The organism is Sphingorhabdus lacus (assembly GCF_009768975.1).
In the GTDB taxonomy this organism is placed as follows: domain Bacteria; phylum Pseudomonadota; class Alphaproteobacteria; order Sphingomonadales; family Sphingomonadaceae; genus Sphingorhabdus_B; species Sphingorhabdus_B lacus.
Genome location: NZ_CP035733.1, coordinates 771,752 through 792,197, shown reverse-complemented (window position 1 = coordinate 792,197; position 20,446 = coordinate 771,752). Strand labels below are relative to the sequence as shown.

Sequence of the window (20,446 nt, the reverse complement as noted above, 5' to 3'; positions counted from 1 at the left end):
GTTCAGGTTTTTAGTAAACCGATCCCTTGGGGTCGATGCGGAACGACAGGCTGCTGATTGGAACGTCTACCCCGCGGATGTCGAGACGCACATCGCTGTATTTTGACGCAGCATGGTTTTCATCGGCAATGACAGTTTCATTACCCTGCGAAATCGGAACCGCACGGCCGTCCCAGAAAAGAGTAGCCCCTTCCATATTGGCCGGATGACGCATGACAACGCGATATCCGTTACGCGCGTTGCAGAGTTGGTAAAAGGAACCAAAATCGATAATCTGGCCACTTGTGCCGGCACTGGCGCCGGGAAGTTCAAGGCGACAAACCGTATTCACAACTGCAGCAAGGCGGAAACCTGCACGTTCACTGGATGCCTGAACAGTAGTCCCAACTGCGGTTGCAGCGAGGCACATTGTGCCGAGCAATAGCATTGATTTTCGCACGCCTGCACTCCTTCTGGTTCAACCGTCGCTAGTGCTGATGGCTAAACATTGCGTTAATTTGGCAGTTTCAAAATGTGACGTGCCAAAGTGACGTGGAACAAAGACCGCCCCCAAATGTTAGCCCCCGACATGGTTGCATAGCATAACAATGTATATTGCATCTACAAGGCCGAGGCATCGAAATGGCTACCAGCATCAATTTTCCAGTTCGAAGTAATGCAGAAATCGTCACTCGGCTCGCCGATGGCCGCCGTGTCATTCTGCGTCCGATACGCCCTAGCGACCAAAGCAGAATCCGTAATGGCATCCTCCAAATGTCGGACGAGGCACGCTATTTGCGGTTTTTTTCTACGTTTAGAGAGCCTCCCGAAGGCATCGTCAGACGTTTAGGAGCTGTCGACGGCCTTACCCACATAGGCTGGGGCGCATTATTGATGGAGGGAAATCACTGCCCCGCTTTGGGTGCTGCACACGCGATACGCGAAACGGAGATTAGCTCCCGTGCCGAACTGGCCGTTGCCGTACTCGACGACTATCAAGGGCTTGGTCTTGCACGCATGCTTATCGCGGCTGTCCTCGCGCATAGTTTAAAGGCGGGCATGCAGACGTTGGAAATTCACATACTTCCGGAAAACAAACCCGCAACAACACTGATGTTGTCGTTGGGAGCTAAACGAACACATGCACTTGATAGCGTCTACCATTATGACCTCGACATACGAGATGCATTGACAGCCCTCAACGATGCCTCGCAACCCGCCGGAGTAGCGGACATACTTGCATCCTTTGCACTGTTGGAACCCGCTTAACTTAGTGCTTCAGCCCAAACCGCGCATATTTTCGTTCTACCGAGGGCGACATGCGCCGCGCGACCGCCAGATCCGCTGCAGCTTCTTTTGCCTTACCCAATCGTGCATAGACGATTGAGCGAAGGAAGCGACTTTCTGCAAAGCCGGGCGCCTGTAGCAACACCGCGTCCAAATCCTGAAGCGCTTCTTCGTAGCGCCCCATTCGAAACCAAACGAGAGCGCGGCTGTCCAAAATGGTCGTGGAGCTTTCGCTGAGTTCTATCGCCGACGTGCAATCCTTCAATGCTGAAGGCAGCTCAATATTCTGTGTTCCCTTCAACCAGCAGCGCTCGTTGAGCAAAGAGGGCGTACCGGGCTTATCCAAATTTAGGCGATCCAGTTCCGACAAAGCGGCGTCGACTTTACCATGTTCACCCAACAAACTGGCTTTTGAACTCCGATATTCATCCCGGGTTTTCCCACCCAGTGCGATGCGCTCATCCAAAAGAGCGACCGCTTTGTCCAACTCCCCCAATTCTGCAGTATAAGTTGCGACCGACACGACCGCCGACGATGACGAAGGGTCCAGTTTTCGTGCCTCTTGCGCGTCGCTAAGTGCTCCTTTGGCATCTCCAAGTTCATAACGCGCTGATGCGCGAGACAGGTAAGCGTCGGCCGACGGTAAAATTGCAATTTGCTGCGTCAAGATTTCTGACGCACCCCGATAGTCGCCTATCCCGTTCAAGAACGACCAACTGCTCGTGAGCGGAGATATGTTGTCTACATCGGCGTCTGCGCGTGTTTTCTTGTAAACGGCCTTGATGCTATTCAATTGGGAGAGCGAGTTGGCGCCCTCTAATTCCCATCTTCGGCGCGTATCAGCTGGCGCGATCAGTCGCGGCGAACGGGCAAGGGTAGTCGTGACCAGGTCCCGCTCAGTCGAAATCTGCGATGCTGGGATCTCCTTTCCTAGATAGGAAAATGTCTCGTCGACTGTGAGAATACCATTTTCGACATTCGCCGCCCTTTTAATTGCGACGCCACCTATTTCTGTTTGTAAATTCGCATCGCCTTCCATGACGAAACCTCGGCCGCCGTCAGGAAGTTTTATGCGCATCCGAAAACGGTGGAGTTCAGGCCCCGCTGTCAGCACGGGAATGTTAGCCCATGCAGGGCGAGCGCGATCAGGTTCAAAAGCAATTAAATCCGGCGCACGAGAAAAAACCTTTTCAGAGCGACGGTCTTGCATTTCCCAGCCCGAATTAAAGACACCTTTGCCTTTTAAAACGACAGTACCTCGATCCGAATCCACAGTTGCAGACAGCGTTTCATATTGCGCCTCTCCAACAAATCTCTGTAGGAATTCATCGATAAAAGCTTGCTTTTCCTTCTCCGCTAACTGCGTAGAAGCGAGCGTGAGCGTGTTTGCCAATTCGCCACGCACGACCATGGTAACATCGGCAACCGAAGGCAGATCAACACTGGTGCTTTCGTCTGCGTCCAAAGTGAGGTCGATGGTCGCCCGAGCAGGTTCACGGATATCCATCTTCATCAATTCCGCACCTTCAAGACGTAGAGGCAGCAGATGCCCTAATGCAGGCGTGTCTCTAACATCTTCGATCCTTGAACCCAGTCCGGTTCCATCAAGAAACAGCGATTCCCCGTTGATTGTAGCGCGCACGAGGATGTGGTTGAATGCGAGCGCGCTTGGGACGCGCAACGGAACAATATCGCCTAATACCGTATGGGCAAGTACAGGTTCCGCTTCGATATTCATGACGTCCAGCATGGCTAATAACAGCAGAGTCTTTGCCTTGCAGTCGCCGTAGCGCACTTCCCACGTCTTAGAAGGAGATTGTGGGATATAGTTTCCACCGTCCATGCCAACCGCTAAATATCTGATCTTGTCCTGAACAAGTTGAAGCGCTTTAGCAGTTCGGACCATAGGGTCTTGGGTTGCAGACATTATGGCCTCAACCTCGGCGAGAACTGCTGAACCTGGGGGTAATAGTCCATCTGTCGCGTAAAGAGGCGCCATTACCTTTGAAACATCGGCCCAATCCTCAAAAGTCGACGACTCAATTATCTGCGGATTGTTGAAACGGCCCGGCGCGTCGGATGGCAGGTCGCTCTGTTTAGGCAACGGCAGTTCGATTGCGAGCTCTTCAAAAGTACCTTTTCGCTCGCGCTTTGAACGAACTTTTTCGGCGAATATTTTGGATTTTACCTTGTCACCCTCCCCCCAAAGAAGACGGTAACCTGCAGAAGGAATGACGAACGGTTCGGCAATCAGGCTTTGAATGACCTGAGCTCGGCCATTTAACGCCTTATCTTTCATCGTCGTGGAAAAGCGAAGACGTAATATATCGCCAACACGTAAACCTTCGACAGCGATAGTCGCCGTTAAAATTCCAGTTAACTCCCGACGCTCAAGTTGCTGTTCGCGGCGTAAAACTGTGAACTTCTGTCCGGAGGCCAGAACATCTATTTCTTCCGTTCCACGGATGATGGTTAGTTGGTGAACGATTAAATCGCCCTTATCCGGGTTCCAAGGCAAAGTTATGTTGTTACTCTGCGATAGAGCCTCGGGCGTATCGAGGCTCATTGCCATATCCACAAAGGACCAAACTGTGGGTCCTTCGATACGCTGCTGAAGATCAAGTAATATCGGGCCGCCAGCTGCCGATTGTTTTTGACCTTGCGCCAATTTTACGGACGTAACCCATGAAGGAACGGTATCATAAAGGGGAACATCGCCAGCTATTGCAGGACCAGAAATTATAGCTACCGCTCCAAAAGCCACCCTGCGCCAAATGTTCATAAATTCTCCCCAAAGAAGTCGGCAGATTGGCATTGCTCTTTAAAAAAGCAATTGAAATATTTGAGCGATGGCGTCTGTTGCTGATCAAGTATTAACGAGAATTGTAAGAGCTTTACAAAGCTCAACCTTGGTCTTCGTGAAAATGCAAATCCAGATAAGATAATATTGCTGACACGGTCACCGAACAAACATTGTTCGATATATCATTTTGCCCGGACATCAATCGCCGCAGCAACAGGTTGCCTGAAATTTAAAGTGTTTGGAATAGCGAAATTGACGCAGTTTTGAAAACATACACGGCGTAAAATTACCAAATTCATGATAAACCGTCACTTCAAAGAAGTGGTCGGGGAGACAGGATTCGAACCTGCGACCCTCTGGTCCCAAACCAGATGCGCTACCAGGCTGCGCTACTCCCCGACTGGTATAACAATGTTGCGATCCTTTCGAACCGCCTTCTACCAACTACGTTGGCAGGTAACCTTCGCTTCGAGCCCGCCTGACGCTTCCGTCAAAGACGTCGCGGAGGCTGGTGGGCCCGGAGGGACTCGAACCCCCGACCTAGCCGTTATGAGCGGCCAGCTCTAACCAACTGAGCTACAGGCCCCGACCGGCTCGCCAATCGCAAGCGGGCCGATAGCGGAACTAGGGGACCGCTGGCAAGTGTTTATCTTACACCAGCCAAGGAAACTGGCTGGCGGTCTTGATTTCGGCCATTGTCGTTGGCCGGATCCCGCGGTCGTGCAAATGTTGGAAGACATTGCTGAACCATGCGTAGAGGTCATCCAACTGCTCTTCGGTGCGCACATACGGTGTATAGCCGACGGCTAGCGAAGGTGAGTGGAATGACAGGTTGATCACCGGAACGCGTTCCTCAATGGCGAGATCGATGCCCTCCAGCGCTTTTGCGAGAGGAATACCTTCCGGCGTCAATGCGATGCGTTCGAGCATATTGGATCGTGCGAGCATCGAGCGCGCGACTTGCGAACCGAACCATTCGCCAAAGACGACATTTCCCGCAGACCGCATGGCGCCGGAGAACACGGTAGTGAGCGGGAGTTCTAACAAGGTTCCCTTGCGGATCCAGTAAGGGCTTACGGGGTGATGCGTATAGTCCGGACCACCCTGTTCCGAATAATCGAATCGGGCGCGCACTGATGTATCGATGGAAAGCCCAAGATCAGTCAAAATATCGGTGGTATGTGTACCTGCCCCATACCGACCGGCGCGATAAGCATCCGGTGTGATACCGGTGCGCTCCACAATGGCATTGAACAAATTGGTCAGTTTCGCCCGCTCAAGTTCTGGCGGCAAATTGCATGCATAGCTGTTGTGATGGCTCACGATTTCATCAAAGGGCGGATTGACCCATGGATGAAGTTGCACACCTATTTCGGCGCGATTGCTATGGGCATAACTGCTGACCAATTCGACGCCCAGCGGGTCTTCCATGATCGGATAGTCAACCAGATAGCAGGGCTTAATACCGTGCCGGTCGCACAATTCCTGAAACTTTGGCAAAGCCGCAAGGTGTTTCGTCCCATAGCCTTGCCGGGAAAATGGGCTACCCCAATCAAATTCTTCTTCGGTATCGACGGTTAAAAGAAAGCGCTGGCTCCCGAGAGCCGTGAGATCCGCGAATTCGAAATTGTCAGAATAATCGGTGGAGAGAACGGATTTTTTGTCGTCTGCCCTCTGTGCCAACATGTCACTCTCGCTCTTCGTCTCGAATTCCTGTGCGGCCGTCATTGGTCGCTGGAAGAGACAATATCAGCGCTTCATTGTAGAAACGTAAATCACCGCCCACATTTTTGGCTAGGCTCCGCACGAGCCGCAAGGAGAAGCCGAGACCGAGCAATGGCGCTTCTGTCGAATCATCGAGCGCGGCAGGACCCGAACCAAAAAGTTCGGCTTCATCCATTTCGAGCAGCTTGCGGGGCAGCGTTAGGACGAAGCGGTTTGTCGCGTTGACACCTGGTTCTGTTCGAAAACGGCCGTCCAAGACCTCATGGGGTTCGCATCCGATTATGACAGCCGACAGCAGGCGCGAAAATATGCGTTCCGCGAGTTCCTTTTCAACCGCGAATGGCCGCACCGGATGCGCGTGCACCAAATTGAGCGTAACCTGGAGTAGATCGCTCAATCCGCGCAGACGGTCTGCCAAGCGGACGGTCAGCCAGTCGCAGTCGGTCGCACCGGGCTCGGCAAAGAAATTGCCTGCTTCGATCTTTGCGGCAGTTGTCAGATCATCAAAGCCGGCAAGCAGCCGCTCGGCATCGTTCAGTATATTACGCGCCAATTGGCGGTAATCTTCGGTGACCGGTCCAAAAAGCTGCTGCTCGATAATCTCCGAAAAGCCTATAATTGCACCTAAGGGCGTGCGCAGTTCGTGTACCAGTTGCTGGATATGTTCCGAGCTCTGTTGCGCGGCGGTCGGCAGAAGCGCGCTTTCCGCCACTGTTGGCCGACGAAAAATGCCACGATACCCGTTAAAGCGGCCGCTTACCGGGTCGAAGAAAGGTGACGCATTGATCCGCCAGTCGCCAGCGACCGAAGGCGCACCGCACAAGCGCATCCGGGCATTTTCCAGGGGCATTCGTTGGCGGAAGGCAGCCGCTCCATAGGCATCTGGACCCGGTCCTTCATCAAATGCCGGTTCTGCGATGTCCACACCGACGACGGCCCCTGACGGTGCACCTTCAATCCAGCTTACGGTCCCATTTTCATCGGTTTCAAAACGAATCTCGGTAACCGGCGTCAGCAATTCGCTGAAATGGTCCATCGCGCTGCTGATGTCTGCAACCGGCGTGGATTGCCGCTCGGTGCGCAACCGCTCGATGCGCTCAACAATATCGCGTATCTGGACGCCATTTTGCATCTGCTTGTCGGAAGATATGGCAGGTAGTGGTAGAACGAAGTCTGCGCTCGACCAGACCGACAAGGCGCGTCGCGTGTGAGGACCAAGGTCTTTCCGGTTTCGTAAAAAACCCCGGGCACGGACAGGCATCGTGGGTACAATTTCCGCCCATTCTTCGTCCGAAAGGCGCGCACCCGAGACAGCAGCGGAGGCTACGGCGGGAATATCGCCCGACAAAAGCAATACCAATGGTGCGGACATGATACGCCCGGCCAAAGATTTAACGCATTGTTCGCGCGTTTGGGGGGATATTATAGGCAGGAAGTCACGCACCTTTTGAAGGCCGCGCGCTACATATTCTATGTCAAAGTCGATGGGATTTTGCGCCAGAATATCAACAAGTTGTTGCCACTTCGCGGCCGCGCCGTAATCACTGTCATTTGCTTGTCGCAATGCAGTTTCGAGGCGGTCGTCAAAGCGCAATTGAAAATATTCCTAATGTAAAATTATCCCTGCCCCTATACCGATATACGTGCTGAAAGCTATGCGAAAGCGGCAAAATATGCGCGTCACACTATGGGACAATTGCAATCCGCTATAATAATATTATAAGCGCGTGCACAATTGGAAACGGGAAATGTCGCAAGCATGGCTAATATGAACCTTGATTCGATAGATTTGAAGCTTCTTGCAGAATTACAGGCAGATGGCCGAATCACGAATGTGGAACTTGCAACCAAAGTCGGGCTGACCGCCCCGCCCTGCCTTCGCCGCATGCGCGCGCTCGAGCAATCGGGCACGATCAAATCCTACCATGCCGACATCGACGCTGCGTCCTTGGGCTATACGATAACCGTTTTCGCCATGGTCAGCCTCAAAAGCCAAGCGGAAGATGATCTGAAAGCATTTGAGCAGCATGTTAGGGCGTTACCCGATGTGCGGGAATGCCACATGCTTAATGGTGAAATTGATTTCATCCTGAAGATAGTCGCGCGTGATCTGCAGTCGTTTCAGGAGTTTCTGACGTCGAAACTGACGTCTGCGCCCAATGTGAACAGCGTTAAAACCTCGCTCACAATCCGCACGGCGAAGGATGAACCTGGCGTACCTATACCGGCAGTATAAAAAAGGGAGGCCGAAGCCCCCCTTTTTCTGTTCCAATCAATGTCGCCCGTGATCAGGTCGCCGTCGGCGCGGCAGGTGCTGCAGGTGCCTTCGACAATTGGTCGATATACATCAGCCAATATTCGGCGATCGCTTTACGATTTGCACCGGTAATCAAAGCGAAGTCCGCCTTCGCGCCAGGGTAATCGCCCAGCATTACCTTTGACATCGCGAGACGGAAACGCGTGCGTTCAGTCTGGTCCTTTCCATCCTTATCAAGAACCGGTCCCTTAGAAATAGCGGACTCATAAAGCTCCTTCGCCGTGTCATATTTCTTGTGCGAGAAGAATGAATCGCCGGTCAGAGATGCGAGCATACCTTTGGGGCTCGCTTTCGCCGGCGCTACTGTGCCGGCGAGCGTGGCGGTGTCTTCCGTCAAACGTGCCTTTGCTTCGGTATATTTCTCGCTGAAGGTCACGTTGTTGCGGGAGATGACCCCCTTGGCAAAACCTTCTTCAAGCACAGAGACGGCTTCCGCCGGATAACGCACACCAATGTAGCTCAAGCTATCAAGATACTGCGCATATTCCTGCTGGAACCGAAGTCCGTTGGTCACGCGCATCAGACGCATCACATCCAGCTCTTCTTCGGGGCTCAATGTCAGCGAACGATCAAAGAACGCCAAGGCATCATGCCAATAGTCCGGGTTGTTTTCCGTCGCGAGCAACTGCTTGTACCAGTTCGCAGCACCCGCATAATTCTTCGTTTTAGCGGCCAGATTGGCTGCGCGAACAAAATAAGCCTTGTTCACTTTGCCCGCCGCCTTGTCGGCTTCAATTGCCTTGCCGAGCCAGGTCATGGCCTCCGCATCCCGGTTCTGTTGCGATTGGGCGTTGGAAATCAGGAACTCGATATTATTGCCGCGATGCCCCATGTTGTAAGCTTCGAGCATCAATTTTTCGGCATTGACGAAATTCTTGCCATCATAGGCAATGGCGCCCTTGCGGAACGTATATTCCGTTTTGATGTTCGCGGGCGTGGTCGCGGAAGCCAGCAACAGATCGATGCCCTGCTCCTGCAATGCGAGATCCTTCACCCCTGCACCAATGTTAATGGCCAGAATTCCGGCTTCGTAGCGGTCATCGTCATTGGCAATCGCTGCAACAACCTTCGGAAATTCGGTTTTTGCACCTGCAGGATTTTTCTGCTTGTTCAGAAGATCGACCACGGGCGTATAAGCCGCAATGAAGGGCTTAGAATAGTTACGCTTCGGAGCCGCAGGTGCAGCTTCCTTCTTATCCTTGCCCTTTTTCTCCTTGGCAGGCTTTTCCTCAACGGCAGCATGCGACGCCGCCAACGGCAGCGCCAGAAGCGACAAGGTAAGGGCAAATTTGGAAACAGACTTCATTCTACTCTCCGCGATTAGGGTGTTTAGGCATATTATCTCAGATGGGGATTACTATAGATATTCGCCCTGCATAGAGCAAATAGGATAGCGACCGCGCATGAATTGCGGTTGAACGATGGAAATTGGATATCAAATGACAAATACCGGCGCAATTATCATCGGCGCAACAGGCGGCATTGGTGGTGCGCTGGTGGAAAAGCTCTCTTCAGACGGAAATTTTGAGAGCGTTGTGGGGCTTTCCCGTCACTCTGTTCCCGCTATCAACATTTTGGATGAAAGCAGCATTGCCGCAGCGGCCAACCATGTCAGGCTATCAGGAATCACCCCGGAACTCATCATCGTCGCTACAGGAATTCTGCACAAAGACGGGCGGGGCCCTGAAAAGAGCCTGCGTGAACTGGACGCCGATTGGATGATCGAAAATTATCGCCTGAACGCCGTGGCCCCTGCCCTGATCGCCAAGCATTTTCTACCCCTTATGCCGCGCACGGGGCGCACTTGCTTTGCAGCTCTTTCTGCGCGTGTGAGCAGTATCTCCGATAACCGGTTAGGCGGTTGGCATAGCTATCGTGCATCGAAGGCAGCGCTCAATATGTTGATCCGGAATCTATCGATCGAATGGCAAAGGAAAAATCCCGAGGCGATTATTGTCGGGCTGCATCCCGGCACGGTCGAAACCGGCTTGAGCGCGCCGTTTAAGGGCAATCCGGAGCATGAGCGGTTTTCCCCTGCCAAGGCAGCCGGCCAATTACTCGACGTGCTCCAAGGCCTTGAAACGGGCGATTCAGGCCAAGTTTTTGCTTATGATGGGCGCTTAATCGCACCCTAGGGTCCAGGCACCCCTTATCTGTGGATAAGTTGTCGAAAAAGTCGTTTTTCGAACCCCTTCGGGTGGCTTTCGGCGGCTGGCTGGTCTAGGGTCGGACTATTCTAAAAATATAAGGATTTTCGCGGCGTGAGCGATGATAGTGCCACTCTAGACCCCTCCGATATTTCTCCGGTCGACATCGTCGATGAAATGAAGTCGAGCTACCTCGACTATGCCATGTCCGTGATTGTAGCGCGCGCTCTTCCGGACGTCCGCGACGGCCTGAAGCCTGTGCACCGCCGCATACTTTTCGCCAGCCAAGAAGGCGGATTTGTCGCAGGTCGCCCGTACCGTAAATCGGCCAAGATCGTCGGCGACGTGATGGGCAACTATCACCCGCATGGCGACAGTGCGATTTATGACGCGCTTGCGCGCATGACGCAGGACTGGTCGCTTCGAGTGCCTTTAATCGACGGTCAGGGCAATTTCGGCTCCATGGACCCTGATCCGCCTGCATCAATGCGCTACACCGAAGCGCGCCTGAACAAGGTCGCCAATGCACTGCTCGACGACCTCGACAAAGACACGGTCGACTTCCAGCCCAACTATGACGGCAGCCGCCAAGAGCCTCAGGTTCTGCCTGCCCGCTTTCCAAATCTGCTGGTAAATGGTGCCGGCGGTATCGCTGTCGGCATGGCCACCAATATTCCTCCACATAATCTGGGTGAAGTCATCAAGGCGTGCCTTGCCTATATAGACAATCCTGCGATTTCTGTGGACGAATTGATCGAAATCATCCCGGCACCCGATTTTCCGACCGGGCCACTGATTCTCGGCCAGGGCGGCGCACGCGCCGCGTATCGTGAGGGCAAGGGCTCGATCATGATGCGGGCACGGCATGAAATTGAAGAAGGCCGGGGCGACCGCCGTTCGATCGTTCTGACCAGCATTCCATTCCAAGTGGGCAAATCCGGACTTGTCGAGAAGATTGCCGAGGCCGCCAAGGATAAGCGAATCGAAGGCGTTTCCGATATCCGGGACGAATCAAGCCGCAAGGGTGTGCGGATTGTCATCGATTTGAAGCGTGATGCGACACCCGATGTTGTTCTGAACCAGCTTTGGCGCCATACGCAGGCGCAGTCCAGCTTCCCGGCTAATATGCTCGCCATTCGCGGTGGTCGCCCCGAAGTCCTGAACTTACGCGACATCATCGAGAGTTTCGTCCGCTTCCGCGAAGAAGTCATCACCCGCCGTACCAAATTTGAGCTGAATAAGGCGCGTGAACGTGCCCATTTGCTGCTGGGTCTTGTGGTCGCCGTGACCAACCTGGATGAAGTGGTCCGCATCATTCGAGGCTCTGCGAGCCCTGCCGAAGCGCGTGCCGCTTTGCTTGCACGGCAATGGCCGATTGCCGAAATCGCGCCCTATATCAAGCTTGTCGAAGCGGTTGAGGCCGATGTCACCGGCGACAGCTATCAATTGTCCGAACTTCAGGTTCGCGCGATCCTAGAACTGCGTTTGCATCGCCTGACGGCGCTTGGCCGTGATGAAATTGGCAAGGAACTTTCCGGCCTCGCAGTCAGCATTGCCGAATTTCTCGCCATATTGGGCGATCGGGTCAAGCTTTACGAAGTGCTGCGCGCCGAACTGGTCGCGATCGATGCCGAATTTTCCACGCCGCGCATATGCGAAATCACGGCGAGTTGGGATGGTTTGGACGACGAAGACCTCATGGAACGTGAGGAAATGGTCGTTACCGTTACCCACGCCGGATATATCAAGCGCACGCCACTTGCGACCTTCCGCGCACAGGCCCGGGGCGGCAAAGGCCGTGCGGGCATGGCAACCAAAGAGGAAGATGCGGTCACCGAACTGTTTGTCACCAGCACGCACACGCCGGTGCTCTTCTTCTCGAATATCGGCAAGGTTTACCGCCTGAAAGTGTGGAAATTGCCGGAAGGCGGACCGCAAACTCGCGGCCGTCCCATGGTAAACATCCTGCCGTTGAGCGAAGGAGAGGTTATTTCCAACGTGCTGACCTTGCCGGAAGACGAAGCAGAATGGGGTGGATTGAGCGTCGTCTTTGCAACGGCAAAGGGCTATGCCCGCCGTAACAGTATGGACGCATTCGCCAATGTCCCGTCAAACGGCAAAATTGCGATGAAATTTGAAGGCGAAGATGCGGACGATCGCCTTATTGGCGTCGAACTGCTCAGTGCCGAAGATGACATCCTGCTGGCAAGCCGCAACGGTAAGGCCATACGTTTTGCCGCAGACGATATCCGTGAATTCCAGAGCCGTGCCTCAACTGGCGTACGCGCCATGAAGTTGATCGGTGACGATCAGGTTATGTCGCTATCGATCCTGAAACGGGTCGGTACTTCGGCGGAAGAACGTGAGGAATATCTTCGTTTTGCTCCGTGGAAGCCGGAAAAGGATGGCGAACCGACGCTGACGGCCGAACGGATCGCCGAAATGGCCGATAAAGAGCAATTCATCCTTACGGTCTGCGCCAATGGTTACGGAAAGCTGTCTTCTGCCTATGGCTACCGCCGGACGGGACGTGGCGGACAGGGCATCACCAACATCGATAATGTGGAACGTAACGGCCCTGTCGTGGCTAGTTTCCCGGCGACGAAAGGTGACCAGTTGATGCTGGTGACTGATCAGGCAAAGCTTATCCGTATGCCGCTGGACAGCTTACGCGTTTTGGGCCGTGGCACTGCCGGTGTGCGTTTGTTTAATGTCGGCGAAAATGAACATGTAGTAAGTGCTGCCAAGATCGACGAGAGCGATGAAAGCGAAGATACATCTGACAGTGCTGAAACTGGTCCTGCAATTACCGATGAAGGAAGCGCTGCAGAGTAGTTGGTCACTCCCATCAGCAAACACGCAGCCGCGAAACTGATGAACAACAGCACGCCTTGAAATGTTGGAATCAAATTGTGAATGAGCACAGCGGTTTATGCAAACCGCTGCGCTCTTTGACTTGTGAAAAGCACTGAAGTTTTTACGTCAATTGCTTTAACTTAAAGCAACAAAGGATACAAATTCGGAGCCGTTTTCGGTATCCTTTGTATCCTTATGCACGTCTATTTTTAGGCTTCGTTCAATTGCCTCATTCTTCACCGTGCGGAAAATGGCCTCTTTTGACGAGAGTCTGGGCAATTCCGATCGCAATCATGAGCACGCCAAAATAGTACAAGTACCAGATGGCAAGGCTGGTCAATTCAGAATTGGCCAGCGGCCCCAAGCGCGCGAAGATCAAAAGATCGGAAATAACGAAAAAGACTGCGCCGACACCGACCCGGTAGCGGGGGAAATTACTGCTCCACGCCATCGCGGCCATCGCACCCAAAATGACGCTGTAAGCGGCGACTTGAAGGCCCTCCTCGCTGTTGCCCGGCATAAGGTAGGCGATAACAGGCGTTAGCAAAAACAGGCATAAAGCCAAAAACTTTTGGCTGAAAACCGCGCCCACGCGGCGATGGCGGAAATAAATCGCAATCGCCACCAGATGACCAGCGGCGAATGACAACGCCCCGGCGACCATGGAAAGCTCGATCAAGCCGTCCCCGACCGCATATAAAGCGAGAACAAGGGCAAGAAGCGCAAATTCGCCTTCGTGATGGCGCCGCAAGGCAAAAGGTACGAGAAATCCTACCGCCGCCATCTTCCAAATTAGAGCATAAAGACTACCTTCCAATGGAAGGAACAGCCAAGTCGCGGGAAAACTCAATCCCGCCAGTAAGCTTGCCAATAGCCATGGACGTTTGTGCGCGAGATCTTGCGCCATATGCTAATTCCCCTTTGCCTCAGTCTTCTTGCAAACAGCCTCGCAAGACAAGTGGAATGTAATCGGGCATTGCATCGGCGGTCAGTCCCGGGCCAGCGCGAATACCAATATCGCCATGAAGCCATGCTCCAATAGCTGCGGCATCGAAACTTGGGACACCTTGCGCCAAGAGCCCGCAAATCAACCCGGTCAATATATCGCCGGACCCTGCCGTAGCGAGCCAGGGTGACGAATGCCGGTTTATGGCCCATTTGCCACAAGGCGCTGCGATAATAGTGTTCGGCCCCTTCAACACCACAACGCATCCCGCTCGGCGCGCGGCCGCACAGGCTGCTGCAAGAGGTTCATCGTCCGCAAAATCGGGGAACAAACGGCTAAACTCGCCATGATGTGGCGTCATGACGTCATTTTGATCCAAGTGCTTGAAAAGTAATTGTGAAGATTCGGAAAAAACCGTGATTGCATCGGCATCCAATACAACAGGGACATGGGCTTGAAGCATTTTGAGGACGTGTTGTTGTGTCTCGGGTGTTACCCCTGCCCCCGGACCAATCGCCACTGCCTTGACCCGACCGTCCAAGCTTTCGCTAACAGGGTCAAACTCCTTGAGCATGATAGCCGTAACGTGCGCCGCCTGTTCATCCAGGGCCGCTCGATCACCGATAAGGGTCACCAAACCAGCACCAACGGCTAACGCTGCTCTGGCTGCCAGACGAGATGCCCCTGTCTTCAAAGCGGGCCCGCTCATGACCACAGCATGGCCGCGGCCATATTTGTGGATGTCTTTCGCGGGCATGGTCAGCACCGGTTGCGCTACACTATTGCCATCAGCCAGTTGGAGTTTGAATGTCATGCGTTCATCATGCCGCTTTTGCCTGTGCTTTCCCATGAAATTTTGTTAGCCGCGCCGGCATGAGCAAAGATTATGACGTGCATATCATTGGAGGCGGGCTTGCTGGTAGTGAAGCGGCCTGGCAACTTGCCCGGCGTGGCTTCAAAGTCCGCTTGTCCGAAATGCGGGGTTCGGGTGACACGACCCCAGCACATCAAACCGACGGACTGGCTGAACTCGTCTGTTCCAACAGTTTCCGTTCCGACGATGCCGAAAGCAATGCCGTAGGCCTTTTGCATCAGGAGATGCGCTCACTCGGTTCTCTTGTGATGGCGGCGGCAGAAGTTGCCAAAGTACCGGCGGGCTCTGCGCTGGCGGTAGATCGAGATTTATTCTCAGAAACCGTTACTAAAGAACTGCAAAATATCGGAAATATCGATATTGTAAGAGAACGCGTCGACGAAATCCCGACTGATGTGCCGGTCATCATCGCGACCGGTCCCCTAACGGCCACAAATCTCGCGCACAATATCATGGCAAAAACAGGGGAAGACCGCCTCGCCTTCTTCGACGCGATTGCGCCAATCGTTTATCATGACAGCATCGACATGGATATCGCCTGGTACGCTTCACGTTGGGATAAGGGCGAAGGCAAAGACTACATCAATTGCCCTATGGATGAAGCCCAGTATCGGGCCTTTCATCAAGGGTTGCTCGATTCTGAAAAGACGGAATTCAAGGAATGGGAGACAAACACGCCTTATTTCGAAGGGTGTATGCCGATCGAAGTGATGGCATCCCGAGGTCTGGACACGCTGCGCTTTGGCCCGATGAAGCCGGTGGGGCTTGATAATCCCAAGACTGGCCGTTGGATGCACGCTGTGGTGCAACTGCGGCAAGACAATAAGCAAGGCACGCTCTGGAATATGGTGGGCTTCCAAACCAAGATGAAGCATGCTGCCCAGGTTGAGCTTTTTCGTACCATTCCCGGGTTGGAGAAAGCAGAATTTGCGCGTCTGGGCGGCCTTCACCGGAATACCTTCATTCGCTCACCTATATTGCTGGATCGCCAATTGCGTCTCAAATCTGCGCCGCATATCCGCTTTGCCGGCCAGATCACGGGCTGCGAAGGCTATGTTGAAAGCAGCGCAGTCGGCCTCATGGCTGGAATCATGACCGCCGCACAATTAAATGGTGGCGAGATTTTGCAGCCGCCGACAACGACTGCTTTGGGGGCGTTGCTGGGTCATATAACCGGTGATGCGCATGCTGATGACTATCAACCGATGAACGTCAATTTCGGTCTTTTTGCTCCGCTTGACGATAAGACCCACAAAAAACAACGCAAAGCCGTAATGACGGCACGCGCCCGGGCGGACTTGGCGGGATGGATTAACGCTCAAAAATTGTCGATCTAATTCCTCTAAAGGATAGGCCGCCCCTCCCTTTCGTTCCGGCTCTGGGATATTCGCCAAGACTTTGACGAACACTAACTTTGCACCTATCGGTTCGGTATGCCTTACGACGCGCCCGATCTTGCCATGCTGAACCTATCGGAAATTGCTGAATTAGCTGCAGCACGAAAATTGCCCCCAGTTGAAACATGGGACCCAGCACAAACTGGTGATAGCGAAATGCGTATTGGAGCCGATGGTACATGGTTTCATCAGGGCAGTGAAATTCGAAGACCGGCCATGGTTCGAGCGTTTTCAAGCCTGCTGCGCTGCGAATCCGATGGCCAACATTGGCTCGTAACGCCCTCCCAAAAGCTCTCGATCGACGTAGAAGACGCGGCTTTTGTTGCGGTCGAAATGCAGAGCGAAGGTGAGTTCGAGAAGCGATGCCTAGCGTTTCGGTTGAATAGTGATGATCTGGTAATGGCCGGCCCAACCTCGGAGTTGGCGCTTCGCGAGGGCCTTCCTTATCTATATGTCCGTAACGGATTATGGGCAAAAGTCGCCCGTTCCGTCTATTATGAACTCGCTGAAATAGGGCTTTCAGAAAGTCCTGAATTTCCTAAGGTTTGGAGTAATGGCGTCGCGTTTAAGATTGGCGCATCCGAATGACATGGATCGAACGGATTAGCGCCGCGTTAAACTCAGACATTAGTTTCTCAGTCGAGGATGAACGGGGGTTGGGATTAATTGAGCATCGTGCCGCCGCGGTCTTAATACCCATTACTAACCGACCCGAGCCGGGAGTTATACTGACACAAAGACCGGATTGGTTGCGAAGCCATGCGGGTCAAGTGGCATTCCCGGGTGGTAAAATAGATGAAGACGATACTGGACCCATTTCTGCGGCATTGCGCGAGGCGCATGAAGAATTGTCGATCCCTCCTGATGATGTCACGATCTTGGGCGTGGCCGACACCTATTACTCCGGCAGCGGTTATCGCATAGAACCCGTGATAGGGGTTATTCCGGCAGACCTTCCTTTAATTCCCAATCCTGATGAAGTGGAAGATTGGTTTGAAGTTCCCTTGTCCTTCTTGCTCGATCCTGCAAACGCTGTGAAGAAGTGCGCGGAATGGAATGGTCGCCAAAGGACATATTATGATATGCAATGGGGTGAGCGAAGAATTTGGGGTGTCACGGCGGGTATCGTCGCAAATCTAGCGCGCAGGTTGGCATGACCGAAATCATCTATAATTCAGACTGGTTTCAGGCAAAAGGCTTGCGCAATATTGTGGATGCGCTTTCCAAGGAAAATGACGGTCTGCGGATCGTGGGTGGAGCAGTGCGAGATAGTTTGCTCGGCCTATCCGTTTCCGACGTGGACTTGGCTACGAAATTGCTACCAAAAGAAGTTATGGGCCGCCTTGAGAGAGCAGGCATCAAATCTGTCCCAACCGGAATTGAACACGGAACAGTCACTGCAGTCTCCGATGGCAAAAATTATGAAATTACAACGCTCCGACGGGACGTTGCTACAGACGGTCGAAGGGCAGTGGTCGCCTTCTCGACCGACTGGAAAGAAGATGCGGCACGGCGTGATTTCACGATCAACGCGCTTTATGCCGACGCTTATACTGGCGAAATCTTTGACTATTTTTCAGGACAGCACGACCTTAACCTTGGAGTTGTCCGGTTCATCGGGGATGCCGAGCAGCGTATCGCGGAGGACTATCTCCGTATCTTGCGATATTTTCGCTTTCTTGCGCGTTTTGGAACGGGATCGGCAGATCAAGAGGCGTTAGCCGCATGCGCTAAGGGCGCGCATGGACTAACAGCCCTTTCTCGAGAACGTATAGCCCAGGAACTCACCCGCTTAATCACTTTGCCAAATCCTGTGTTTTCAGTGCAACTGATGGTAGATCATCAAATTTTTGCACCCTTTTTACCTGAATTGGACAAAGCAGCTGTGGAAAGGCTTCCGTCTATCCTTGACCGCGAAGTCCAACATAAGCTCGCGGTATCGCTACCCGCTCGCCTTTTGACTTTGCTGCCGCGCGACCAAGTCATTGTAGATAGAGTTTCGGCAAGACTGAAGCTTTCTAACCGGCTGAGGGAACAACTCACAAATCGCGTGAGCGGGGATTTGCCGACCGAAAACAACATCCGAGAACTTGCTTACCGTAAAGGTACGAGTTGCGCCATTGATACGGCGGCGCTTTACACTAACTCCAATGTCTTCGCATTATGCCTGAAGCGTTTACTGAATTGGGATGTTCCCGTGTTCGGAATCAAAGGAGGAGATGTGATCGCGATGGGCGTTCCCGCGGGTCCAATGGTTGCGAAAACTCTTCATCTGCTTGAACAAACTTGGATTAATGACGATTTTCCAGCTACCGACGATCTGTTGACGAAATCACATCAAATTGTAGTAGAGCTTTTATCCGCTACCAAGAAAGCATAAGCGGCATCTCCAGTCATGGGCCGTGCGAAGTAATAACCTTGCCCGACCGAGCAACCTAAGCGGCGCAAAACTTCTGAAATCTCACTGCTTTCAATGCCTTCAGCTGTCGTCTTCATTCCTAAAGCCCGAGCAAGCGACAATACTGTGCGGACGATTGCGCGCTTGTCCTTGTTGACCATCATTTCAGAAACAAAGCTTCGATCAATTTTCAGAACGTCGATTGGAAGTTGCTGGAGGTAGGCTAAGTTTGAATATCCAGTCCCAAAATCGTCCATCGCCAAATTCGTATCCAAAGATTTCAGATTATCGAGCAAGCGTTTCGCTCCATCTGGGTCGTTGATAAAAGCACTTTCGGTCAACTCCAGAGTCATCCGATTGCCCGCTATGTTCGCTCCACGAAGCGCCGAGGAAACCGCTTCCACCACGTCATCACGTTGAATTTGAACAGCTGACATGTTTACAGAAATCCGGAAATCCTGCTGCCCGGGCAAACGCTCGTCCCAGAGCGCTATGGTTTTGGCCGCTTCTTCAAGTGCCCAGCGCCCAAGCGGGACAATCAAACCGCTTTCTTCAGCAACAGGAATGAAATCCACCGGCGAAATAGCGCCCAAATCGGCATGCTGCCACCGCGCCAATGCCTCAAATCCACTTAGAAGTCCGGTATCAAGATCAACCAACGGTTGATAATGTAGCTCGAGTTCACCCATTTGCAAAGCACGGCGCAGGTCGGTTTCCATGCTGAAACGACGGCGGGCAGTGTCCACTGTGCCGGGAGTATAGAGCTCAAATGACTTAGTGAACTTTGCTTTTTTGAGAGCAATCTGGGCATGACGAAGCGTGTCCATCGGATCATCGTTTCCAACCCGACCAATTGCAGCAGCAGCGGCGCAGTCCACTTGGATCTCCAGACTGGAAAGCTGGCACGGCTTCAGGAATGCGTCGGTCAAACGTTGCGCAATGTGTCGAACATTTGTGGTTTCGTCGTCCATTTGAACAAACAGCGCAAATTCGTTTCCGCCGAGGCGGCAAAGGATTTCATTTGAACGGATTCGGGAATTAAGACGGCGGGCGACGGTGATGATCAACTCATCGCCGACCATGGCGCCAGCTGATTCATTAATTCGGCTGAACCTTGCGAGGTCTATCAGGATGATGGCGTAGCCCTTGGCAGAGCCGCTCTCAAGCAAAGATTCAAGCCGATTTTCGACCTCTTCTTCAAAGCCGGTGCGATTGCAGAAACCAGTCAGACTGTCGCTCAACATTTCGCGTCTCAGGTTGAGGCGGCTGGTTGCTTCAGCGGTCCGGTCGACCATCGACAGCAGGATCATGCTCCCGTCGATTCCAAAGCGTGCGATGCTGATTTCTAGCTCTCGTTTGTTGACCGGGTCCGACGATTGCCAGCATTCGAAATGCGTCTCGCGACCCTCGTCCACCATGGTGAATGCGCGGTCGGCCAGGGTGCCTAGGTCAAGGCCAGCTTCGCGTTCAAAACCCAGTGCCAGGTCGTCAAACTTGGGATTGCTGAGAACATATTCGACCCGGTCCGACTGAAGCCGGAAAACGGCCCCTGCAATAGGTAACGATGCAAGCCAGCCATATTCAAGCCGGGGATCCACCGGATTCACCAAGGCGACCTTTGGCAGCTTTGGGCTGAAAGGGGTTAATTCGGCAATATCGCGGCGGATAATATGCTTCATACTATAAGGTCATAAGACCTAGTTGTAAAAAATAGTCA

General features: G+C 53.1%; 16 protein-coding genes and 2 tRNA genes. 8 read left to right on the top strand and 10 right to left on the bottom strand.

All coding sequences use genetic code 11. The features are described from left to right. Positions 1-10: 10 nt before the first annotated feature. Positions 11-439: a hypothetical protein gene (locus EUU25_RS03665; RefSeq protein ID WP_158898383.1), complete on the bottom strand. Its 429-nt coding sequence runs from the start codon at positions 437-439 to the stop codon at positions 11-13. 182 nt (positions 440-621) lie between these two features. Here EUU25_RS03665 and EUU25_RS03660 point away from each other — a divergent pair, with 182 nt between their 5' ends. Beyond that, the gene (locus EUU25_RS03660) at positions 622-1,248 is read left to right on the top strand and encodes a GNAT family N-acetyltransferase (protein WP_158898381.1); all 627 of its coding nucleotides are present in this window, start codon (positions 622-624) and stop codon (positions 1,246-1,248) included. 1 nt (position 1,249) lies between these two features. Here the strand turns inward: EUU25_RS03660 and EUU25_RS03655 are convergent, their stop codons facing one another. The 5 genes from EUU25_RS03655 to EUU25_RS03635 form a co-directional block, all read right to left on the bottom strand. Next, a complete protein-coding gene (locus tag EUU25_RS03655; protein WP_246162893.1) occupies positions 1,250-4,048 on the bottom strand; it encodes a DUF3857 domain-containing protein in 2,799 nt (932 codons plus the stop codon). Between the two features lie 343 nt (positions 4,049-4,391). Continuing rightward, positions 4,392-4,468 (bottom strand) — tRNA-Pro (locus EUU25_RS03650). A 110-nt stretch (positions 4,469-4,578) separates the two neighbouring features. Beyond that, a tRNA-Ile gene (locus tag EUU25_RS03645) sits at positions 4,579-4,655 on the bottom strand. Positions 4,656-4,720: 65 nt separating this feature from the next. Further along, the gene (locus EUU25_RS03640) at positions 4,721-5,755 is read right to left on the bottom strand and encodes a polysaccharide deacetylase family protein (protein WP_187351291.1); all 1,035 of its coding nucleotides are present in this window, start codon (positions 5,753-5,755) and stop codon (positions 4,721-4,723) included. 1 nt (position 5,756) lies between these two features. Beyond that, entirely contained in the window at positions 5,757-7,388 is a 1,632-nt protein-coding gene (locus EUU25_RS03635) for a histidine kinase dimerization/phospho-acceptor domain-containing protein (RefSeq protein WP_158898379.1), read from the bottom strand. Positions 7,389-7,553: 165 nt separating this feature from the next. Between EUU25_RS03635 and EUU25_RS03630 the strand changes: the two genes are divergently transcribed. Continuing rightward, positions 7,554-8,030, top strand: a complete 477-nt coding sequence (locus EUU25_RS03630; protein WP_158898377.1) for an Lrp/AsnC family transcriptional regulator — start codon at positions 7,554-7,556, stop codon at positions 8,028-8,030. A 52-nt stretch (positions 8,031-8,082) separates the two neighbouring features. Here EUU25_RS03630 and EUU25_RS03625 read toward each other — a convergent pair whose 3' ends face one another. Next, on the bottom strand, positions 8,083-9,417 hold the full coding sequence (locus EUU25_RS03625) for a hypothetical protein (RefSeq protein ID WP_158898375.1): 1,335 nt from the start codon (positions 9,415-9,417) through the stop codon (positions 8,083-8,085). 133 nt (positions 9,418-9,550) lie between these two features. On the opposite strand from EUU25_RS03625, the gene EUU25_RS03620 reads away from it, so the two are divergent. Together EUU25_RS03620 and gyrA are read left to right on the top strand one after the other, a co-directional pair. Continuing rightward, a complete protein-coding gene (locus tag EUU25_RS03620; RefSeq protein ID WP_158898373.1) occupies positions 9,551-10,246 on the top strand; it encodes an SDR family NAD(P)-dependent oxidoreductase in 696 nt (231 codons plus the stop codon). 126 nt (positions 10,247-10,372) lie between these two features. Then, positions 10,373-13,093, top strand: coding sequence for a DNA gyrase subunit A (gene gyrA / locus EUU25_RS03615; RefSeq protein WP_158898371.1), 2,721 nt, complete (start codon positions 10,373-10,375; stop codon positions 13,091-13,093). A gap of 250 nt (positions 13,094-13,343) precedes the next feature. On the opposite strand, the gene EUU25_RS03610 is transcribed toward gyrA, so the two are convergent. Together EUU25_RS03610 and EUU25_RS03605 are read right to left on the bottom strand one after the other, a co-directional pair. Next, positions 13,344-14,021: a lysoplasmalogenase family protein gene (locus EUU25_RS03610; RefSeq protein ID WP_158898369.1), complete on the bottom strand. Its 678-nt coding sequence runs from the start codon at positions 14,019-14,021 to the stop codon at positions 13,344-13,346. Positions 14,022-14,040: 19 nt separating this feature from the next. Then, positions 14,041-14,874, bottom strand: coding sequence for an NAD(P)H-hydrate dehydratase (locus EUU25_RS03605; RefSeq protein ID WP_158898367.1), 834 nt, complete (start codon positions 14,872-14,874; stop codon positions 14,041-14,043). A gap of 59 nt (positions 14,875-14,933) precedes the next feature. Here EUU25_RS03605 and trmFO point away from each other — a divergent pair, with 59 nt between their 5' ends. The 4 genes from trmFO (at position 14,934) to EUU25_RS03585 (ending at position 18,711) form a co-directional block, all read left to right on the top strand. After that, positions 14,934-16,271 (top strand): methylenetetrahydrofolate--tRNA-(uracil(54)-C(5))-methyltransferase (FADH(2)-oxidizing) TrmFO, encoded by a 1,338-nt coding sequence (gene trmFO, locus EUU25_RS03600; protein ID WP_158898365.1) that lies wholly within the window; start codon positions 14,934-14,936, stop codon positions 16,269-16,271. A 96-nt stretch (positions 16,272-16,367) separates the two neighbouring features. Next, positions 16,368-16,919, top strand: a complete 552-nt coding sequence (locus EUU25_RS03595) for a DUF1285 domain-containing protein (RefSeq protein WP_158898363.1) — start codon at positions 16,368-16,370, stop codon at positions 16,917-16,919. Next, positions 16,916-17,488 (top strand): CoA pyrophosphatase, encoded by a 573-nt coding sequence (locus EUU25_RS03590; protein ID WP_158898361.1) that lies wholly within the window; start codon positions 16,916-16,918, stop codon positions 17,486-17,488. Before EUU25_RS03595 ends, EUU25_RS03590 begins: the two co-directional genes overlap by 4 nt. After that, complete coding sequence (locus EUU25_RS03585) at positions 17,485-18,711, top strand: CCA tRNA nucleotidyltransferase (protein WP_158898359.1); 1,227 nt, start codon at positions 17,485-17,487, stop codon at positions 18,709-18,711. Before EUU25_RS03590 ends, EUU25_RS03585 begins: the two co-directional genes overlap by 4 nt. On the opposite strand, the gene EUU25_RS03580 is transcribed toward EUU25_RS03585, so the two are convergent. After that, positions 18,669-20,408, bottom strand: coding sequence for a putative bifunctional diguanylate cyclase/phosphodiesterase (locus tag EUU25_RS03580; RefSeq protein ID WP_158898357.1), 1,740 nt, complete (start codon positions 20,406-20,408; stop codon positions 18,669-18,671). The two genes, EUU25_RS03585 and EUU25_RS03580, sit on opposite strands and share 43 nt — an antisense overlap. Positions 20,409-20,446: the final 38 nt, after the last annotated feature.